Source organism: Streptacidiphilus albus JL83, from assembly GCF_000744705.1.
Lineage (GTDB): Bacteria > Actinomycetota > Actinomycetes > Streptomycetales > Streptomycetaceae > Streptacidiphilus > Streptacidiphilus albus.
Genome location: NZ_JQML01000001.1, coordinates 6014553 through 6030671, shown reverse-complemented (window position 1 = coordinate 6030671; position 16119 = coordinate 6014553). Strand labels below are relative to the sequence as shown.

Below are 16119 nucleotides of genomic sequence, written 5' to 3'. Positions count from 1 at the left end.
CGACCCGGGATAGGAGGTGCGCACGGAGCCAGCAGTAGTCGCGCTGGCCACAGCGGCCTTCGAAGCGGAATGGGTTCGAGGCATTCCCCATGGGAAGTTCACGGTCTGAAACCGCCAACCCGCAGAGGTGGCTACAGGGTGACGTACTGCTCGCCTTCGGCGAACTCGCCGACCTTGACCGCGCCCACGAAGGCCACGAACGCGGCGGCAGGGAATGCCAGGGCGGGCCCCTCCGGATCCTTGCTGTCACGGACGAGGACGATGGCGGGCATGAATCCGGAGGCTGCCTCGATGCAGTTGCCACCGTTGTCGCCGCTGTAGCTGCTCTTGCGCCACTTGACGCCCAGTTCGCTGGCACGGTTCACGTCGCAGATCCCTTCAGGCAACCGTCGATCAGGACCGATCCGGGGCAGAGCGTCGCCCCTGAGCAGATCGTAGGCGTGCGGAGCGTCTGGCACATCGCCTTGGCGCTGACCGCGCAAGGGTCCTCGCCCGGAACACGCAAGGTTCCAGGCGCAAACGTCAGCGACCCACTCCGAGGAGCGGGCCGCTGCGGGACGAGGTGCTGCTGCGCTGCGGACTACGGCACCAGGTACTTCTCGCCGTCGGTGAACTCGCCGGCTTTGACAGCACCCACGAAGGCCGCGAACGCGGCGGCGGGGAAGACCAGGGCAGGCCCCTCGGGATCCTTGCTGTCACGGACCGGGACGGCTCCGGGGATGAATCCGAGGGCCGCCTCGATGCAGTCCCCGCCGTTGTCGCCGCTGTAGCTGCTCTTGCGCCAGGGCGCCGCGCTCAGGTCGTGCATGCTCATCGTGGTCGTATCCTTCCCTTGCCTCTGCGATCAAAGCAGCGGACTGGCGCGGTGGGGCCGAGCGGGCCCGAGGGTGCAGCGGCGGGGTGCTCGTCTGGTAGCCGGGTCAGGTCGCTGCTCCGGGCGGTGGGCAGCCGACGGCTACCCCGACCGGCCTCATCTGCGCCGGGCCTGGTTTCGGTCCGTGGGTGCCAGGTGATATCTCACAGGCAGTGGACAAGGGGGGCATCGATGCCGTGAACCACTGCCGAACCAGGAGGTCACCGCCGTGTCATCCCCGCTGCGCCGCCTGTGCCAGACCACTCGTCGCCGTCCGCGTCCGCGTCCGCGCACGCTCGCGACGGCGGCGCTGGTCGCCGTCGTCGCCGGGCTGCTGGCCGCACCCGCCCAGGCGGCACCGACGCCCGCCGCCGAGCCCTCCGGGCTGCAGAAGGCGCTGTCCGACCTGGTCGACCTGCCGGGCGGTCCGCCGGGAGCCATCGCCGTGGTCCGGCGCGGCGACCGCACGGAGACCTTCCGGGCCGGTGTTGCCGAGGTCGGGTCCCACCGGACGCCGCAGATCGACGACTCCATGCGGTTGGCCAGCGTGTCCAAGGCGTTCGGCGGGGTGGCCGCACTCGTCCTGGTGGACCACGGACTGCTGGGCCTGGACGACACCATCGGCCAACGGCTGCCGAGCCTCCCTGCGGCCTGGGACTGTGTGACCCTGCGTGAGCTCCTCAACCACACCAGCGGGCTCCCGGACTACGCCTCCTCGCCCAGGTTCCAGAGCGAGTTCGCCGCCGACCCGCACCACGTGTTCGACTCACGGCGCCTGCTCGACTACGTCGCCGACCGGCCGCTGCTCTTCGACCCCGGTTCGGCCTACCACTACTCCAACTCCGACAACATCGCGGTCGCGCTGATGACCGAGGCCGTCACCGGTCGGCGCTACGAGGACCTGCTGCGGACGGACGTCCTCGCGCCCCTCGGGCTCGACCGCACCTCGTTGCCGCAGGGCTCCCGCCTGCCACGGCCCTACCTCCACGGCTACGTCGTCGACCCGCCGGCCAGGCCGACGGACGTGAGCACGGCGTTCGGCATGTCGGGGCTGTGGGCCGCCGGGGGCATGGTCTCCACGCCGCGTGACCTGAACCGGTTCATCGCCGCCGATGCCGGAGGCGAACTGCTCTCGCCTGCGACGCACGCGCAGCAGTTCACCTTCGTGGAAGGCCGCTCCCAGCCCTCGGGGCCGGGCCGGAACGAGGCCGGTCTGGCGATCTTCCGCTACACCACCCCCTGCGGTGTGTTCTACGGTCACACCGGCAACGTCCAAGGCTACACCCAGTTCGCCGCCGCGACCGCCGACGGCAGCCGCAGCGTGACGCTCTCGCTCAGCGAGCAGCTCAGCGACAGCAGCGCCGCGCCGCTGGTGTCCCGGTTCCGTTCTGCCGAGGAGCAGTTGGTCTGCCGCGCCATGAAGAACTGAGCCGGGCACCGGGAGGCACCACCCCGGCGCGCCCGCTGCCCGGGGGCGGTTACCCGCGCCGGCCCGCACAGCGCTCGACGTGTGACCTGGTCACCGGCCCGTGCGTGGCGCGATGCCATTCCAGCCGTCGAGCCGTACAGGCTGGTCCGCCGCGCGAGGCTGACCGAGCCTGGCGATGAAACCTCCTCTGTAGCATCTGCGTCCTCACGTGGAAAGATCATGGCGGACGGGGAGGGCCAGGATGAAGATGACGCGCTTCCGCGTACTGGGTCGGGTGCAGGGCGAGTCCGACGGAGTGCCGCTGACGATGGGCAGTCCGCAGCAACAGGCGGTGCTGGCGGTCCTGCTACTCGCCCCCGGCCACACCTCCAGCATGGACGATCTGGTGGACGCACTGTGGCCGGACGACCCGCCGCGACAGGCCAGGACCACGGTGCGGACGTATGTGTCCCGCCTCCGCCGGAGCCTGGGGGCCGGGCCGGACGAACAACTGGTCTCGCTCCCCGGTGGCTACCGTCTGGAGATGGCGACAGCCTGGGTTGACGCCTTCGAGGCCGAGCGGCTCGTTGCCGACGCGGTCGACGCGTCCTCGCACGGTGCTCCGGAGAAGGCCTGTGTGCTGCTCCGGGAGGCGCTTGCGCTGTGGCAGGGCGAGCCGCTGATCGGCGTGCCCGGTCCGTTCGCGGCACGCCAGCGCGGTCGGCTGGAGGACCTGCGGCTGACCCTGCTGGAGGAGCGACTGGCCCTCGACATCGCGCTGGGCCGTGCGGGGTTGTGCGTGTCGGAGCTGATCCCGCTCACCCAGGAGCACCCCCTGCGAGAGCGGTTCTACGAACTGCTGATGCGCGCCCTGTGCCACGCCGGCCGCCAGCACGAATCCCTCGAAGTCTTCCGGGTCGCCCGGCGCCTGCTGGTCGAGGAGCTCGGAGTGGAGCCCGGCCCGGCCTTGACCGGCCTCCAGCGGCGAATCCTCGACGGCGATCCGGCGCTGGTCCGGCAGACCTCTGCCCGTGAGCAGGCCCCCGCCCACCAGCACCCACCTGCCCACGAGTACACCCCTGCCCGCGAGCAGAACGAAGGACGGGGCGAAGGACGGAGCGAAGGACGGAGCGAAGGGCAGACCGAGTTCGCGGCCGACCCCGCGCCCCTGCTGCGGCAGCCCGGACCACCCGGACCACCCGCCCCGCCCGCCCCGCCCGAGGAGGCGCCCCGCCCGCACGCCCCCGGACCCCCGGACGTACCGCCGAGACCGGCACAGCTCCCGCCGGACGACGCACATTTCACCGGACGGGAGGCGGCCGTCGAGGCGCTCTGCGCCGCACTGGCGGAAGCGGCGCCCGGCCGGGTCGCGCTGCGGATCGGCGCGGTGACCGGCATGGGCGGCGCGGGCAAGACCGCCCTCGCCGTCCATGTCGCACACCGGGTGAAGCAGTTCTTCCCGGCCGGCCAGCTCTACGCGGACCTGCGGGGCGAGGACGGGCCCGTGTCCTCGGAGGCCGTCGTCACGTCATTCCTGCTGGCACTCGGCACGGCTGCTGGTGCGCTCCCCGACGGGCTGGCCGCCAAGTCCGCGCTCTTCCGCTCCCTCATCGACGGCCGACGACTCCTCGTGGTGCTGGACAACGCGTTCGACAGCGCCCAGATCCGCCCACTGCTGCCCGGGGCGTCGGACTGCGCCGTCCTGGTCACCAGCCGCGCCCAGCTGGCCGGACTGCCCGGTGTCCGGCAGATCGGACTGACCGGCTTCACTCCGTGCGAGGGACGGAGCCTGCTGGAGCGGATCATCGGCGCCGATCGCCTGGCGGGCCAGTCGACCGCCACGCCGGAACTGGTCGCGGCCTGCGGATTCCTACCCCTGGCCGTGCGCATCGTCGCCTCCCGGCTCGCCGCCCGCCCGGACTGGACGGTGCGGGCAATGGTCGACCGGCTCGGCGACGAACGACGCCGAATCGACGAACTGCGCGTCGGCGATCTCGCGGTGCGCGCCACCTTCGAACTGGGCTACCGCCAGCTGAGCGGCCTCCAGGCCCGGGCATTCCGGCTGGTCGCCTCCGTGGACTGCCAGGATCTGGGCATCAGCGCCGCAGCCGCGCTGCTCGGCCTGGACGAGCACCGCGCCGACCAGGTGCTGGAGTCGCTCGCCGACGTCGCGATGCTGGAGTCGTCGGCGGCCGGCCGCTACCGGCCGCACGACCTGCTTCGCGCTTTCGCCCGTCGGAAGTCCGAGGCCGGCCACGCGCCGGAGGCCGCGGCCGGGCGAACCCGGTTGCTGCGGTTCCTGCTGGCCAAGGCCTGCGCGGCGTTCGAACAGGCCGTGCCGGGTGACCCGATCCGGGAGGCGCTCGAACTGCACGGGCCGGGGCCGGCCTTCGACGACGCGAACGCCGCGCGGGCCTGGGCCACGGCGGAGATGGACACCTGTGTGGGTCTGGCCGCCCAGGTGGCGGCGGAGGTGGCCGACCTGCCGGCCGAGGACCAGCGGGCGACCGAGGAACTGCGTACGGCGGTCAGTCTGCTGATCGCGCTGACACCGTTCAACCTGCTGGCCTGGCAGGGCCAGTGGGCCGCGGGCCGGGCCCTGCTGCGGGCGGCCGAGCGGCGTGCGGACCGGTGGGCCGAGGGGCGGTGCCGGTTCCTCTGCGGCAACGCTGCCCTGGAGGCCGTCCAGCTGGACGAGGGCGAGCGGCTGACCCGACTGGCGGCGCAGATCTGCCGGGCGACCGGCGACACCGTGATCCTCCGCCAGGTGATGAACGACCTGGGCATGCTGTGCTACTTCCGGGGCCGGTACGAGGAGGCGTCCCGCTGCTACGACGAGGCGATTCAGCTGGCCCGCGAGCTGAGACACGAGGCCGGGGAATGCGCCACCGCGCTCAACGCCTCCGTGGTCTGGATTCGCAGTGGGGAGTGGGAACGGGCCGTACGCACCTGTCTGCGCGAACTGGACAACCCGCGCCTGCACGGACCGGGCGCAGGCCGGGCCCAGGCCCTCTACGTCCTCGGCCTCGGCCTCCATGCCGGCCGGCGGTACACCGAGGCGGCCGAGCGGCTGACCGAGGCGCTGGAGCTCTGGACCCGTCTCGGTCAGAGCGGCTGGGCGGCCACCGCCCAGTACCGGCTCGCGGACACCCTGCGGGCGCTGGGCCGGGCCGAGGACGCCCTGCCGCTCGTCCGCGAAGCCGTGCAGACCTGGCAGACCAGCCGCAGCGAACGGGAATCGGCCCAGTCGCTGATGGTGCTGGCCCGGGTCCTGTGGGCGCTCGGCGACCGGACCGGGGCACTGGCCCGCCTTGAGCAGGCGTACCACCTGTTCGCCGCGCTGGACCTGCCGGAGGCCCGGTCCGCGGCGGCCCAACTCGCCGCCGGAGAGCCGGACCTGTCGGCGTACTGAACGCGGCCCGCACGATGCTGCGCCGGTGTTCAGCCCTGGACGCCCGGCACGAGTACGCCCTGCCCCGGGACGGCGTGTCCGGAGATACCGCTGTTCCAGTCGAACCCGTTCCCGGCAGCCGCGCGGACGTGGCTGCCGCCGTGACCCGAGCCGTCGGCCACGCCTGTGCCGATCAGCAGGGCTCCGGCCAGGAGGGCCGCCGCCACCAGCGGGTTCAGCGTGCGGCGCGACGTACGGGTACAGGTTGACGACATCAGAGGTCCCTTCGTTGACGAGCCTTCCCACGAACCGGCCCCCCGGAGGACCGGCCGGCGGACCGAAGTCTGCCAGTCGCCCGTCAACGCCGTGTCAATGCCGGAAGCGGCAGCCGCCGCAGAACTGTCGATCACCCGGCGAACCCGTGGGCCCTGGCCCGCGCCGCCTCCAGGAGGCTCTGTGCGTCGAGCTTCTCCAGACGCTCCCGGAGTCCCTCCAGGAACTGCTCGGCGGTCCGTGTGAGCTGGAGATCGCCCAGCGGGCGGACGGGCAGCTCCAGGTCGCTCAGCAGGGCGTCGACGAGTGCTTCCTTGAGTTCGGCGCTGCCGGCCTCCCGGATGGTCAGGGAGAGGTGGACGGAGCGCACGTTGCCCACGGCCTTGGCCGCGTGGGCGTAGCCCCGGGGGATGTACAGCACGTCGCCGGGGCCGGTCGTGACCTGCAGCAGCGGTGCGCATGCGGGCTGCTCGACGGCCTTCGGAGTCCAACTGTCGCTGGTCGGGCCCTCGTAGACCCGCCACTCCTTGCGTCCGCTCACCTGGATCGCCAGGACGTCGGCGTCGTCGCGGTGCACCGGTCGGGACTGCACCTGCGGCGGGGTGAAGAAGTAGAACGCCTCCACATTGCGGCCGAGAGCGGCGGCGAGGCCCTCCGTCAGTTGCCGCACGCCAGGATGCCAGTGTTCGACGTAGCGGAGCAGGATGCCCGCGCCCTCGCTGAGGACGAGCCTGCGGACCAGGGCCGCGTCGGGGCACAGCGTCTCGGCCCGGTCCATGAAGGCGCCACGGCGACAGAAGCGCTCCGGTGGCACCGTCCCGTTGTGCTGGACCAGCTCGATGTACGGCGACATCGGCAGCCCGTGGTCGAGCAGGCGCTCCATCTCGGCAGGTGGGAAGACGTCCACCGGCGGTTCGGCGGGCGACAGCAGAGCAGGACGCTGCTGCCAGACGTCGGTCAGGAAGGATGCGGGATCGCCGACGCAACGGCGCAGAGTATCCACGGAGGCCCCCAGGCAGTCCAGATAGGTGGTCGGGTGCCGGCTCAGAGCCGGTCGGCGCGGCGGGTGAGGCACTTGAGTACCGCGAAGCAGCTCACCGCGGTCACCACGGCCATGGCGGCCAGCAGCGGAGCAGCCGAGGCCAGGCCCTGGAAGGCCGCCCGCCGCATGCTGTCGAGGCAGTAGGTGATCGGATTGGCGTAGGACAGGTAGCGGGGGAAGGCCGCCATGCTCTGCTGCGGGTAGAACGAGGGGCTGGCGAAGAGCAGGATCTGCAGCGAGAGGCCCCCGATGATGGAGTACCGGCGGAACTCCTTCACCAGGGTGGCCAGCAAGAGGTACAGCGAGGTCACTGCGGCTCCGGTGACCACACCCGCCGCCAGCAGTGACAGCCAGGCGGTCGGCCCCCAGTCGGTGCGCAGCACCGCTGAGGCCAGCAGCATCATGGCCGCCGACTGCACGACCATCAGGCTCATGCCCGCGACGACCTTCCCCAGGAGGTAGTCCCGCCTGCGGACCGGATACGCCCCGATCTCCAGCGCCATCCGGCTCATGTCCTCCTGGAAGAGCGCGGTACCGACGTTCAGGGCCGAGGACAGGACCGCCGACATCACGACGGTGGCGACCAGGTACTCGGGGTAGGTGACGGTCCTCCCGTCGAACTGCACGGTGGGGATCAGGCTGCTGAAGGAGCCGGACACGATCACCAGATAGATCAGTGACGGTGCGATGGAGAGGATCAGGTTCACCCGGTTCCGGGTGAGCAGCAGCATCTCGCGGTACAGGGTCGCGGCCAGGCCGCCCACCGTCCGGGCCGGCACGTCCAGTGTGGTCACCGCAGTGCTCCTTCGGTCACCGCGCTCGCCGCGGTCAGCTTGATGAACGCCTCCTCCAGGGAGACTTCGGTGATGGCGGTCCGGCGCGGCGCTCCGGTGACCGGGGCCAGCCGTTCGAGCAGGGCGGGCAGGGCGGCTTCCACATGGTCGCCGCTGACCTCGACCTCGGTCTTCGACATCGACCGGCACTCCAGGCCCACCTGGGCGCAGATCCGGGTGACGGCACCGACGTCCACCGGTTCGCTGTAGCTCAGCGTGGCAGCCCGCCCGCCGAACTCACCGACGATCTCCCGGCGGTGCGCGTGCCGCAGCACCCGGCCCCGGTGCAGGATGATGACGTTCTCGGAGTTCCGCTCCACTTCGTCGAGGTTGTGGCTGGTCAGCACGATGGTGGTGCCGTGCTGGGCCTTCAGCTCGTCCAGGATGTTCCAGAGTTTGCGCCGCCCGAGCACGTCCAGGCCGGCGGATGGTTCGTCCAGGAGGAGGATCTGCGGCGGGGCGATGAGCACCCGGATGATCTGGAGCCGTCTCATCTGTCCGCCGGACAGCGTGAACGCCAGGTTGTCGAGGGTCTTCGTGAGCTCGAACTCCTCGACCAGGTCCAGGATTCGGCTGCCGGCCCGGCGCCAGGTGAACCCTCGGAACATGGCGGCGATCCGCAGGTTGTCCCGGACCGTCAGCATCATGTCCAACGGGGTCGCCTGGTGCACGACCCCCAGGCTCCGCTTGACCCGCAGCCCGTCGAGGAAGGGGTCCTGGCCGAGCAGCCGCACCTGGCCCGAGGTCGGCCGGGTGACCCCGGACAACAGTTTGACCAGCGTGGTCTTGCCGGCGCCGTTGGGGCCGAGCAGGCCCACCGACTCGCCCTCGCCGATGCTGACGGAAACCCCGTCCAGGACCGGCCCCTTGGCCGGGTCGTAGCACTTGACGACGTCGTCCACGCTTATTGCTGCCTGGCCCATGACATCAGGTCCTTCCTAGGAGCTGGCGGACGCCGGCGATTGCCTCGTCGGCGGGACCGCCTCGCCGACGCCCCGAACCCGGACTTTGACGTCGGCCAAGGCGGAGGGGATGAAGTCGTCGGTACCCGCTGCGCCCTCGCCGATCCGGCCGCCGACCAGGACGGCCACGCTGCCGACCCGGCTCCAGTCGATCTCCCGCAGCGAGTCCAGCGGTCGCACGGCTCCGGAGTGGAGCAGGACGACCAGGTCGAAGGCGGCCAGGCCGCGGCTGAACTCGGCGAGCCGGTCCGGACGGCTGCCGATACCGCTCAGCGGAACCGTGCGCGCGCCTGCCAGTGTGTCCGGGAGCTGCTCCGGACGGTCCGTGAAGATCCAGGGAACCACGTCGGTCCGGCCCCCGGGGGCATCGGGGAAGCGGCCCGCGCGGGCCCCGCCGACCAGCGCCGCAGCGGAGGACGAGGGTCGACATCCGCCACCACGCCGAGGTACGACTGCTCGGTGACCGGGGCGTCGGTGAACCAGTGCGCGTCACCGGCGGTGACGAGCTGTCCTTCGTACCGGTCGAGCACGCGGTGGGTGACGATCCGGCCGGGGACCTCGAAGGCGATGACCTGACCCGGTGCCACGTCCGCGAAGTCGCACCGGACGATCCGCACCCGGTCACCGGAGACGATCGTCGGGGCCATGCTGCCGCCCCGGGCCGTCATCGTCGCTCCGCTGCCCTGCTGCACGGCCCGGCGGATCAGCGAGCAGTGGTCCCACGCCGCCACCGGGCCCCGGCCACCCGTGTCAGTCCGCATTGGCGTCGACGAGCAGCGACCGCTTCGTCATGTCGTCGATGAACCGTGCGACGTCCCGGCGGATCACCCGCTGCCCTTCGCTGTCCTCGGGTGCGTACTCGGCGACGAGCCGGTCCGCGACGTCGGTCTCCTCGGTCGGTTGGGCCAGCATCCGCCAGATCACGGCACCCGACTCGTTCAGCCGCTGGAACTCGCCGGTGTTGGTGTCGTAGAGCCGGACCTCGTCGCCGGCCTCGGTCCACACCACGTCCGGACTGATCTGCTTGGTCATACCGAACAACCTTTCTCCTTGCCGCCGACGCTCAGCAGCGGCAGTTGTTTCGAGAAGGCGGGCACCTGCTCCGCCTTCCAGTCCTCGAACACCTCGTGGACCTCGCCGGTACGCACGAGGTAGGGGATGTACGCCCCCTGGTCGGCGACGAGGGTCTTCGGCGGAAGGCCGGTGGAGGCCCAGTACGCGGAGACCTGCTGGTGCCGCAGCTGGCGGCAGAGCGTACGGCTGTTGCGCGTGTAGTCGCCGGACCTGGCCAGGTGGTATCCACGGCACCCGCCGCCGCAGCCGCCCCGGATGTAGCACTTCGTGCAGTCCGCGTGCACCGATCCACCGCCGGCGATGGGCGACGACGCCCGCATCGCGGCCAGCACCGGGTTCGCAAAGATGTCGGAGAGGCGCTGTGTGCGCACGTTCCCCGCGATGTCGGTGGCGCCGGTGATCAGCTTGCAGGGATACACGTTGCCGAGTGAGTTGACATAGATCTCGGTGCCGCCCATGCCGCAGTTCCCCTTGACAGAGCAAGGCTTGGCGGCCTTCGGGCCCTCAGTGAAGACCCCCTGGGAAGCGGGGCTGGTCCAGGCGAAGTCGAACATGTCGATGTAGTTGTTCCATTCGAACGTCCCGTCGTCCTCCTTCCCCCGGCCGAGTGTCGACTGCTGCATGCAGCGCAGGAACGCGATGTCGAAGCCGCGGATGAATTCGGAGAACTCCTGCACGCTCTGGACGCTGTCCTTGCTCAGGACGTGGTTGATGATGGGCTTGACGCCCTGTTCGTTGAGCAGACGCAGGGCCTGGACCGTCTTGTCGAAGGTGCCACGTCCCCGGGTCTTCTCGTGCTTCTCCCGGGTCGCGCCGTCCATGGACACCGTGACCACGTCGAAGAGCTCCGCCATCTGCGCGGCCGTCTCAGCCGTACGCACCAGGGTGCCGTTGGTGATGATGTTCGCGCGCATGCCGCGGGCGCGGACATGGCGCACGACGTCGAACAGATCGCGCCGCATCATCGGTTCGCCACCGGTGAAGATCATCAGAGGCGCGCCCATCTCGGCCGCGTCGTCGACCAGCTTCATGGACTCGGCAGTGCTGAGCTCTCCCGGCAGCGCCTTCTCGGACGACGCGTAGCAGTAGGGACAGCGGAGATTGCACCCGTCGGTGATCGCGTAGTAGACCATCTTCAGCTGCGGGAGCGCCACTTGCGGCTTCGGGACGGCCCCGGGCCGGTAGATCATGTAGTGCAGCAGCAAGTAGCCGAGGTCCCGTTCCAGAGCGGTCCGGTCCCGGTCGAGCCGCGGTTCCCGCCTGGCGACCGCCCTCAGTGTCCGGTACTGCTCCTCGTCGGGCGTGCACCAGGACGAGAGTTCGGGATTGACCACCATCCGCCTCCCGCTTGTGCGGAACTCCACAAGGTCGGGCGGGACTATCAGTTCCTCCAGCATGTCTGTCAGCACTGCTTGCTCTCTTCCTGGCGCTGTACGTTTCCGGTGGGGCGGGTGTCTCCTGCGGAGGGCGTGCCGACGGACGGCTGGGCCGTTCGTCGGCACGCCCGTTGCCTGGCCGGGGGTCCGTCAGATGACCTCGCCGCCCGAGCCGCCGCCACTGCCCGCGGACGCGCCGCAACGGCACGCGCACTCAAGCTGGGCTTCGAAAACCACCGCACTCATTGCCGGGGCAATCCACTGCCGCTCTTCGATCTCCATGGGAATCACCTCCTCCCAAGGTCGGTGCTGTCTCGGCGAACACGTCAGATGACGCTGGCGCCGGCGCCGGCGCCCTGCTGGGCGTCACAGCCGCAGTTGCACCGCAGCTCAGCCTCGAAGACCTCATCGGCGAGGCTGGGGGCCACCCAGACCTTCGGCTCGTCCGTCATTCTCTTCACCCCCTCGGCTGTCGCGTTCTCCTGCACAGGCCCCTGGAGGTTCAGGGCCCGGAATGAACTGTCGCAGGGTGGGCGTCAATGGCCGGTGGACCCGGTGTCAACGCGCTGTGGACGGGCGAGGCCGGGGGGCACTTCGCGCTGCGGGAGGCGGGGTCTGCGCGGCGGGTCCCCGAGCGAGCGACATCGGGGCGGCAGCCGAACGCGGCCGGACGGGCGGCGGTGTGGTCGTCGGCCCGGCCGGCCGCTGCCCTGAGCGGGGAGCAGCGGGCGACCGGGCCGGGGCGGCGCGAGGAGCAGTCGGGTTCAGGCGGGTTCAGTCGTGGTCGAGGTGGTCGGGGCGGGCCAGCGGCCAACCCGCGGCGGCCAGCCGGGAGCTGACCCGGGCCACGTCCGCGTCGAGCGGCTCGGCGCGGGTGGCGGTCGCGATGGCCGCGCGGATCGCCTGCGCCGAGGCCGGGTCGCCGACGTCGGCCAGCTCGTCGGCCAGCGCGGCCACGTCGGCGTCGGGCAGCCGGCGCGACAGCAGGGCGAACAGGGGCAGGTAGTCGTGCTCGGGGACGCCTTCGGGATACCCTGCCCGGAGCCAGGTGATCACTGCGGACAGGAACGGTGGCAGTGCCATATGGGTGCGGGCCTCTCCTCGGGGCGGCGGATGCTCGGCCACCGCCGTCAGCTTCCGGCGACGATGTAGTAGATGCCCCAGCCGAGGCCGGCCAGCACCACCGCGAAGCAGAGCCCGGCGGCGACCATCCCGGGGACGCTGCCGCCGACGATCCGCTCCTCCCCGGCCTGGCCCCCGTTGCCGGCCTGGCCCCGGCTGCCGGGCAGGCTGAGGGCGCGCAGGCCGACGGCGAACAGGGCCGGCAGACCGGCCCCGGCCAGCAGGCCGACGACCACGATCTCCCACAGGGCGTGCAGGTTGATCCAGGAGTTCATACGGCGGCGACCTCCTTGACCGGGGCCGACGGGGCGACCGAGCCGGTCCATTCGGAGTTGACGTTGCTGTGGCTGACGGCGGTGGCGCGGGACTTCGCATAGATGAGGCCGGCCACCGCGAGCAGGATCGCCAGGTCGACCAGGACCCCGGCGGTCCCGCCGACGACATGGGCGAGGCCGTAGCCGGCCGCGCCGACCGCGCCGGCGGCGGGCAGGGTGAGCAGCCACGCCGTGGCCATCCGCCCGGCGACGGACCAGCGGACCGTGGCGCCCTTCTTGCCGACGCCGGTGCCCAGGATCGAACCGGTGGCGACGTGGGTGGTGGACAGGGAGTAGCCGAAGTGGCTGGAGAGCAGGATGACGGCGGCGGACGAGGACTCGGCGGCCATGCCCTGCGGCGCCTCGATCTCGACCAGCCCCTTGCCAAGGGTGCGGATCACCCGCCAGCCACCCGTATAGGTACCGATGCTGATCGCCAGCGCGCAGGAGAGGATGACCCAGAACGGGGCCTTCGCCCCTGAGTGCAGGGTGCCGTTGGCGATCAGGGCGAGAGTGATCACGCCCATGGTCTTCTGTGCGTCGTTGGTCCCGTGCGCGAGCGAGACCATGGAGGCGGAGCCGATCTGGCCGATCCGGAAGCCGTGGCCGCGCGCGCCCTCGGAGACCCGGCGGCTGATCAGGTAGACGAGGTAGGTGCCGATGGCGGCGATCAGCCCGGCGATGACCGGGGAGAGCCCGGCCGGGATGATGACCTTCTGGAAGAGCCCGTGCCACTTCACCGCGTGCCCGCCGGCGGCCGCCAGCGTGGCGCCGACGACGCCGCCGATCAGGGCGTGCGAGGAACTGGACGGGATGCCGAGGAACCAGGTCAGCAGGTTCCAGGTGATGCCGCCGGCCAGGCCGGCGAACACCACGGTCAGGGTGACCAGGTTGGTGTCCACCAGGCCGCTGGCGATGGTCGCGGCAACGCTGAGCGAGAGGAAGGCTCCGACCAGGTTCAGCAGACCTGAGAGGGCCACGGCAACTCGTGGGCCGAGTGCGCCCGTTGCGATGGACGTCGCCATCGCGTTACCGGTGTCGTGAAAACCGTTGGTGAAGTCGAAGGCCAGGGCCGTGACGACCACCAGGACCAGCAAGAAGTCGTTTCCCACGCAGCCAGGTTCGCCAGCGGACCCGGCCCTGTCGAGGCATTGGCGACAGAGTTGGCCGGGACGCTGACAATCCGTCATCTCCTGTCCACCAGTGGCTATTTGACCATGCCAGATGGACGCCTGACCGATGCCGCCCCGGCTCTTCCGCGTTCGGCGGTCACTCCTCCACCCGGTCCGGGACCAGGCCGACGGCCGGGTCCAGCCGCAGTCGGCGGGTGAGGCCGATACCGGCGAGGAAGGGCTCGTCGTGGCTGACCACCAGCAGCGCGCCGGGGTAGCCGGCCAGGGCGGCGGAGAGCTGCGCCACGCCGGCCAGGTCCAGGTTGTTGGTGGGCTCGTCCAGGATCAGCAGTTGCGGGGCGGGTTCGGCCAGCATCAGCGCCGCCAGCGAGGCCCGGAAGCGCTCGCCGCCGGAGAGCGTGGCGACCTGCTGGTCGGCCCGGCCGCCGCGGAAGAGGAAGCGGGCGAGCCGCGCCCTGATCTCGTTGTCGGTGGCGGAGGGCGCGAACCGGGCCACATTGCCGGCGACGCTGAGGCGGTCGTCCAGGATGTCCAGCCGTTGCGGCAGCATCCGCAGCGGGACGGCCTGGAACACCCCGCCCTCCAGCGGGTCGAGCTCCCCGGCGATGGTGCGCAGCAGCGTCGTCTTGCCGGTGCCGTTGCCGCCGGTGAGCGCGATCCGTTCGGGGCCGCGCAGCTCCAGGTCGATCCGGACGCCCTCGGCGAAGCGGACCGGCCTCACCCCGGTGAGGGCGAGCACGGTGCGGCCGGCCGGGACCTGGCCGGCCGCGAGGTCGACCCGGATCGCGGCGTCCTCGCGGACCGCCGCCTCGGCCGCGGCCAGCCGCTCCCTGGCCCCGTCCACCTTCTCCTGCTGCTGGTTGCGCAGCTTTCCGGCGGAGACCTGGGCCTGGCGTTTGCGCTGGCCCATGACGATGCCCGGCTCGCGCTTGTTGTCGGACATCTTCTGGCCGTAGCGCTTGCGGTGGTTCAGCACGGTCTGGGTGTCGGCCAGCTCGCGCTGCTGGCGGCGGAGGTCGGCCTCGGCGACCCGCACCATCCGCCCGGCGGCCTCCTGCTCGACCGCGAGCGCGGCCCGGTAGGAGCTGAAGTTGCCGCCGTACCAGTGGACTTCGCCGTCCCTGAGGTCGGCGGTGCGGTCGACCTGCTCCAGCAGCTCCCGGTCGTGGCTGACCAGGACGAGGACGCCGCGCCAGCCCGCCACCGCCTCGCCCAGCCGCCGCCGGGCGTCCCGGTCGAGGTTGTTGGTGGGCTCGTCCAGCAGCAGCACCTCGGGGCGGCGCAGCAGCAGCCCGGCCAGGCCGAGCAGCACCGTCTCGCCGCCGGAGAGCCGGCCGACCCGGCCGTCCAGTGGGACGGCGCCGAGGCCGATCCGGTCCAGGGCGGCGCGGGCGCGCTCCTCGACGTCCCAGTCGTCGCCGACGAGGGCGAAGTTCTGCTCGCCGGTGTCGCCGCGCTCGATGGCGAGCAGGGCGTCCCTGACCGGGGCGATGCCGAGGGCCTCGGCGACCGGCAGTCCGGCGTCCAGGGCGAGGTCCTGGGGCAGGTGGCCGACGCGGCCGGCCGCCGTGACCGTCCCGCCGTCGGGGCGGAGCTCTCCGGCCAGCAGCCGCAGCAGGGTGGACTTGCCGGAGCCGTTGCGGCCGACCAGTCCGGTCCGGCCGGGGCCGAAGGCCAGGTCGAGGCCCTGGAACAGCGGCTGTCCGTCGGGCCAGGAGTAGTCGAGCCCGGTGCAGCCGATGGCGGCGGGGGTCGCGGCGGGGTCGCGGGGCGCGGTGAAGGACTGTGACATGGGGTAGCTCCCGGTGTTGGTGGTGATCCAGCGACAACACGGAGGGAGACACGGCGGGAGCGCGGGGGAACGGCCGTCAGCGGCGGATCGGCGGGCGTGATCACAGGGCGGATCACCGGGCCGATCACTCGGCCGCGGGCGGATCACGGTGGATCGTCCGACAGCGGATCGCTGAGCAGGAGGGCGGGTTCGGTCGCCGGGGCCGGGGCGCGCACGGGCACAGCACGAGACTGTGGCAGCGGTGTCTCCGGGCTCAGACGAGCAACGGCCTACTCCTGACGGACGGCATTGGGTCGTCGTCCAGGCTAGGCGGCGGCGCGGGGAGCGGGCAAAGGGTTTTCCGGGCCGAGCCGGGCCGACCCGGTCCAGGGGCTTGCAAATAGTAAGCTCTCATTACTAGAGTCGGTGGCAGGGTCGGGGCTCCTCCTTCCGGCGCCGTCCCCCTGGACCACAGGTGCTGCCGCCCGCCCCGGGGCACCACCTGTGGTCGGCCCGACGTGTGCTGTCGGCGCCGGACCACCGCCGTCCCCGCCCTTCCTCAGAGGG

General features: G+C 71.4%; 18 protein-coding genes. 2 read left to right on the top strand and 16 right to left on the bottom strand.

Features of this window, described 5'->3' with window-relative positions; all coding sequences use genetic code 11:
- Positions 1–131: 131 nt before the first annotated feature.
- A complete protein-coding gene (locus BS75_RS26405; protein ID WP_034090031.1) occupies positions 132–365 on the bottom strand; it encodes a DUF397 domain-containing protein in 234 nt (77 codons plus the stop codon).
- Between the two features lie 215 nt (positions 366–580).
- Entirely contained in the window at positions 581–814 is a 234-nt protein-coding gene (locus BS75_RS26400) for a DUF397 domain-containing protein (protein WP_034090030.1), read from the bottom strand.
- A 268-nt stretch (positions 815–1082) separates the two neighbouring features.
- On the opposite strand from BS75_RS26400, the gene BS75_RS26395 reads away from it, so the two are divergent.
- Entirely contained in the window at positions 1083–2282 is a 1200-nt protein-coding gene (locus BS75_RS26395; RefSeq protein WP_231607901.1) for a serine hydrolase domain-containing protein, read from the top strand.
- Positions 2283–2523: 241 nt separating this feature from the next.
- The gene (locus tag BS75_RS26390) at positions 2524–5673 is read left to right on the top strand and encodes an AfsR/SARP family transcriptional regulator (protein ID WP_231607900.1); all 3150 of its coding nucleotides are present in this window, start codon (positions 2524–2526) and stop codon (positions 5671–5673) included.
- Positions 5674–5702: 29 nt separating this feature from the next.
- Here BS75_RS26390 and BS75_RS48530 read toward each other — a convergent pair whose 3' ends face one another.
- The 14 genes from BS75_RS48530 to BS75_RS26335 form a co-directional block, all read right to left on the bottom strand.
- A complete protein-coding gene (locus tag BS75_RS48530; RefSeq protein WP_152645698.1) occupies positions 5703–5927 on the bottom strand; it encodes a hypothetical protein in 225 nt (74 codons plus the stop codon).
- 131 nt (positions 5928–6058) lie between these two features.
- Positions 6059–6928, bottom strand: coding sequence for a JmjC domain-containing protein (locus BS75_RS44815; protein WP_160312232.1), 870 nt, complete (start codon positions 6926–6928; stop codon positions 6059–6061).
- A 41-nt stretch (positions 6929–6969) separates the two neighbouring features.
- Positions 6970–7761 (bottom strand): ABC transporter permease, encoded by a 792-nt coding sequence (locus BS75_RS26380; protein ID WP_034090029.1) that lies wholly within the window; start codon positions 7759–7761, stop codon positions 6970–6972.
- A complete protein-coding gene (locus BS75_RS26375; RefSeq protein ID WP_081982591.1) occupies positions 7758–8723 on the bottom strand; it encodes an ABC transporter ATP-binding protein in 966 nt (321 codons plus the stop codon). Before BS75_RS26375 ends, BS75_RS26380 begins: the two co-directional genes overlap by 4 nt.
- 15 nt (positions 8724–8738) lie before the next feature.
- Positions 8739–9107: a hypothetical protein gene (locus BS75_RS26370; RefSeq protein ID WP_034090028.1), complete on the bottom strand. Its 369-nt coding sequence runs from the start codon at positions 9105–9107 to the stop codon at positions 8739–8741.
- Complete coding sequence (locus tag BS75_RS26365; protein WP_081982590.1) at positions 9032–9523, bottom strand: S24/S26 family peptidase; 492 nt, start codon at positions 9521–9523, stop codon at positions 9032–9034. Before BS75_RS26365 ends, BS75_RS26370 begins: the two co-directional genes overlap by 76 nt.
- Positions 9513–9794, bottom strand: coding sequence for a PqqD family protein (locus tag BS75_RS26360; protein ID WP_042437327.1), 282 nt, complete (start codon positions 9792–9794; stop codon positions 9513–9515). The genes BS75_RS26365 and BS75_RS26360 overlap by 11 nt, the downstream gene beginning before the upstream one ends.
- Positions 9791–11233, bottom strand: coding sequence for a StsB family radical SAM/SPASM domain sactipeptide maturase (stsB, locus tag BS75_RS26355; protein ID WP_034090026.1), 1443 nt, complete (start codon positions 11231–11233; stop codon positions 9791–9793). The genes BS75_RS26360 and stsB overlap by 4 nt, the downstream gene beginning before the upstream one ends.
- A 129-nt stretch (positions 11234–11362) precedes the next feature.
- Positions 11363–11494, bottom strand: a complete 132-nt coding sequence (locus tag BS75_RS51590) for a hypothetical protein (protein WP_267970422.1) — start codon at positions 11492–11494, stop codon at positions 11363–11365.
- 44 nt (positions 11495–11538) lie between these two features.
- Positions 11539–11664 carry a hypothetical protein gene (locus BS75_RS51585; RefSeq protein WP_267970421.1) on the bottom strand — a complete coding sequence of 42 codons (126 nt, stop codon included), beginning with the start codon at positions 11662–11664 and terminating at the stop codon, positions 11539–11541.
- Between the two features lie 322 nt (positions 11665–11986).
- Entirely contained in the window at positions 11987–12295 is a 309-nt protein-coding gene (locus BS75_RS26350) for a DUF3349 domain-containing protein (RefSeq protein WP_034090025.1), read from the bottom strand.
- Positions 12296–12342: 47 nt separating this feature from the next.
- Positions 12343–12609, bottom strand: a complete 267-nt coding sequence (locus BS75_RS26345) for a hypothetical protein (RefSeq protein WP_034090024.1) — start codon at positions 12607–12609, stop codon at positions 12343–12345.
- Entirely contained in the window at positions 12606–13760 is a 1155-nt protein-coding gene (locus tag BS75_RS26340; protein ID WP_034090023.1) for an inorganic phosphate transporter, read from the bottom strand. The genes BS75_RS26345 and BS75_RS26340 overlap by 4 nt, the downstream gene beginning before the upstream one ends.
- A 157-nt stretch (positions 13761–13917) precedes the next feature.
- Positions 13918–15573, bottom strand: a complete 1656-nt coding sequence (locus BS75_RS26335) for an ABC-F family ATP-binding cassette domain-containing protein (RefSeq protein ID WP_042437325.1) — start codon at positions 15571–15573, stop codon at positions 13918–13920.
- Positions 15574–16119 lie beyond the last annotated feature (546 nt).

Excerpts from the sequence above, each read along its gene's own strand:
- BS75_RS26400 (WP_034090030.1), bottom strand. The coding sequence starts at position 814 with ATGAGCATGCACGACCTGAGCGCGGCGCCCTGGCGCAAGAGCAGCTAC.
- BS75_RS26390 (WP_231607900.1), top strand. The coding sequence starts at position 2,524 with ATGAAGATGACGCGCTTCCGCGTACTGGGTCGGGTGCAGGGCGAGTCC.
- BS75_RS48530 (WP_152645698.1), bottom strand. The coding sequence starts at position 5,927 with ATGTCGTCAACCTGTACCCGTACGTCGCGCCGCACGCTGAACCCGCTG.
- BS75_RS26375 (WP_081982591.1), bottom strand. The coding sequence starts at position 8,723 with ATGGGCCAGGCAGCAATAAGCGTGGACGACGTCGTCAAGTGCTACGAC.
- BS75_RS26365 (WP_081982590.1), bottom strand. The coding sequence starts at position 9,523 with ATGCGGACTGACACGGGTGGCCGGGGCCCGGTGGCGGCGTGGGACCAC.
- BS75_RS26360 (WP_042437327.1), bottom strand. The coding sequence starts at position 9,794 with ATGACCAAGCAGATCAGTCCGGACGTGGTGTGGACCGAGGCCGGCGAC.
- stsB (WP_034090026.1), bottom strand. The coding sequence starts at position 11,233 with ATGCTGGAGGAACTGATAGTCCCGCCCGACCTTGTGGAGTTCCGCACA.
- BS75_RS51590 (WP_267970422.1), bottom strand. The coding sequence starts at position 11,494 with ATGGAGATCGAAGAGCGGCAGTGGATTGCCCCGGCAATGAGTGCGGTG.
- BS75_RS51585 (WP_267970421.1), bottom strand. The coding sequence starts at position 11,664 with ATGACGGACGAGCCGAAGGTCTGGGTGGCCCCCAGCCTCGCCGATGAG.
- BS75_RS26350 (WP_034090025.1), bottom strand. The coding sequence starts at position 12,295 with ATGGCACTGCCACCGTTCCTGTCCGCAGTGATCACCTGGCTCCGGGCA.
- BS75_RS26345 (WP_034090024.1), bottom strand. The coding sequence starts at position 12,609 with ATGAACTCCTGGATCAACCTGCACGCCCTGTGGGAGATCGTGGTCGTC.
- BS75_RS26335 (WP_042437325.1), bottom strand. The coding sequence starts at position 15,573 with ATGTCACAGTCCTTCACCGCGCCCCGCGACCCCGCCGCGACCCCCGCC.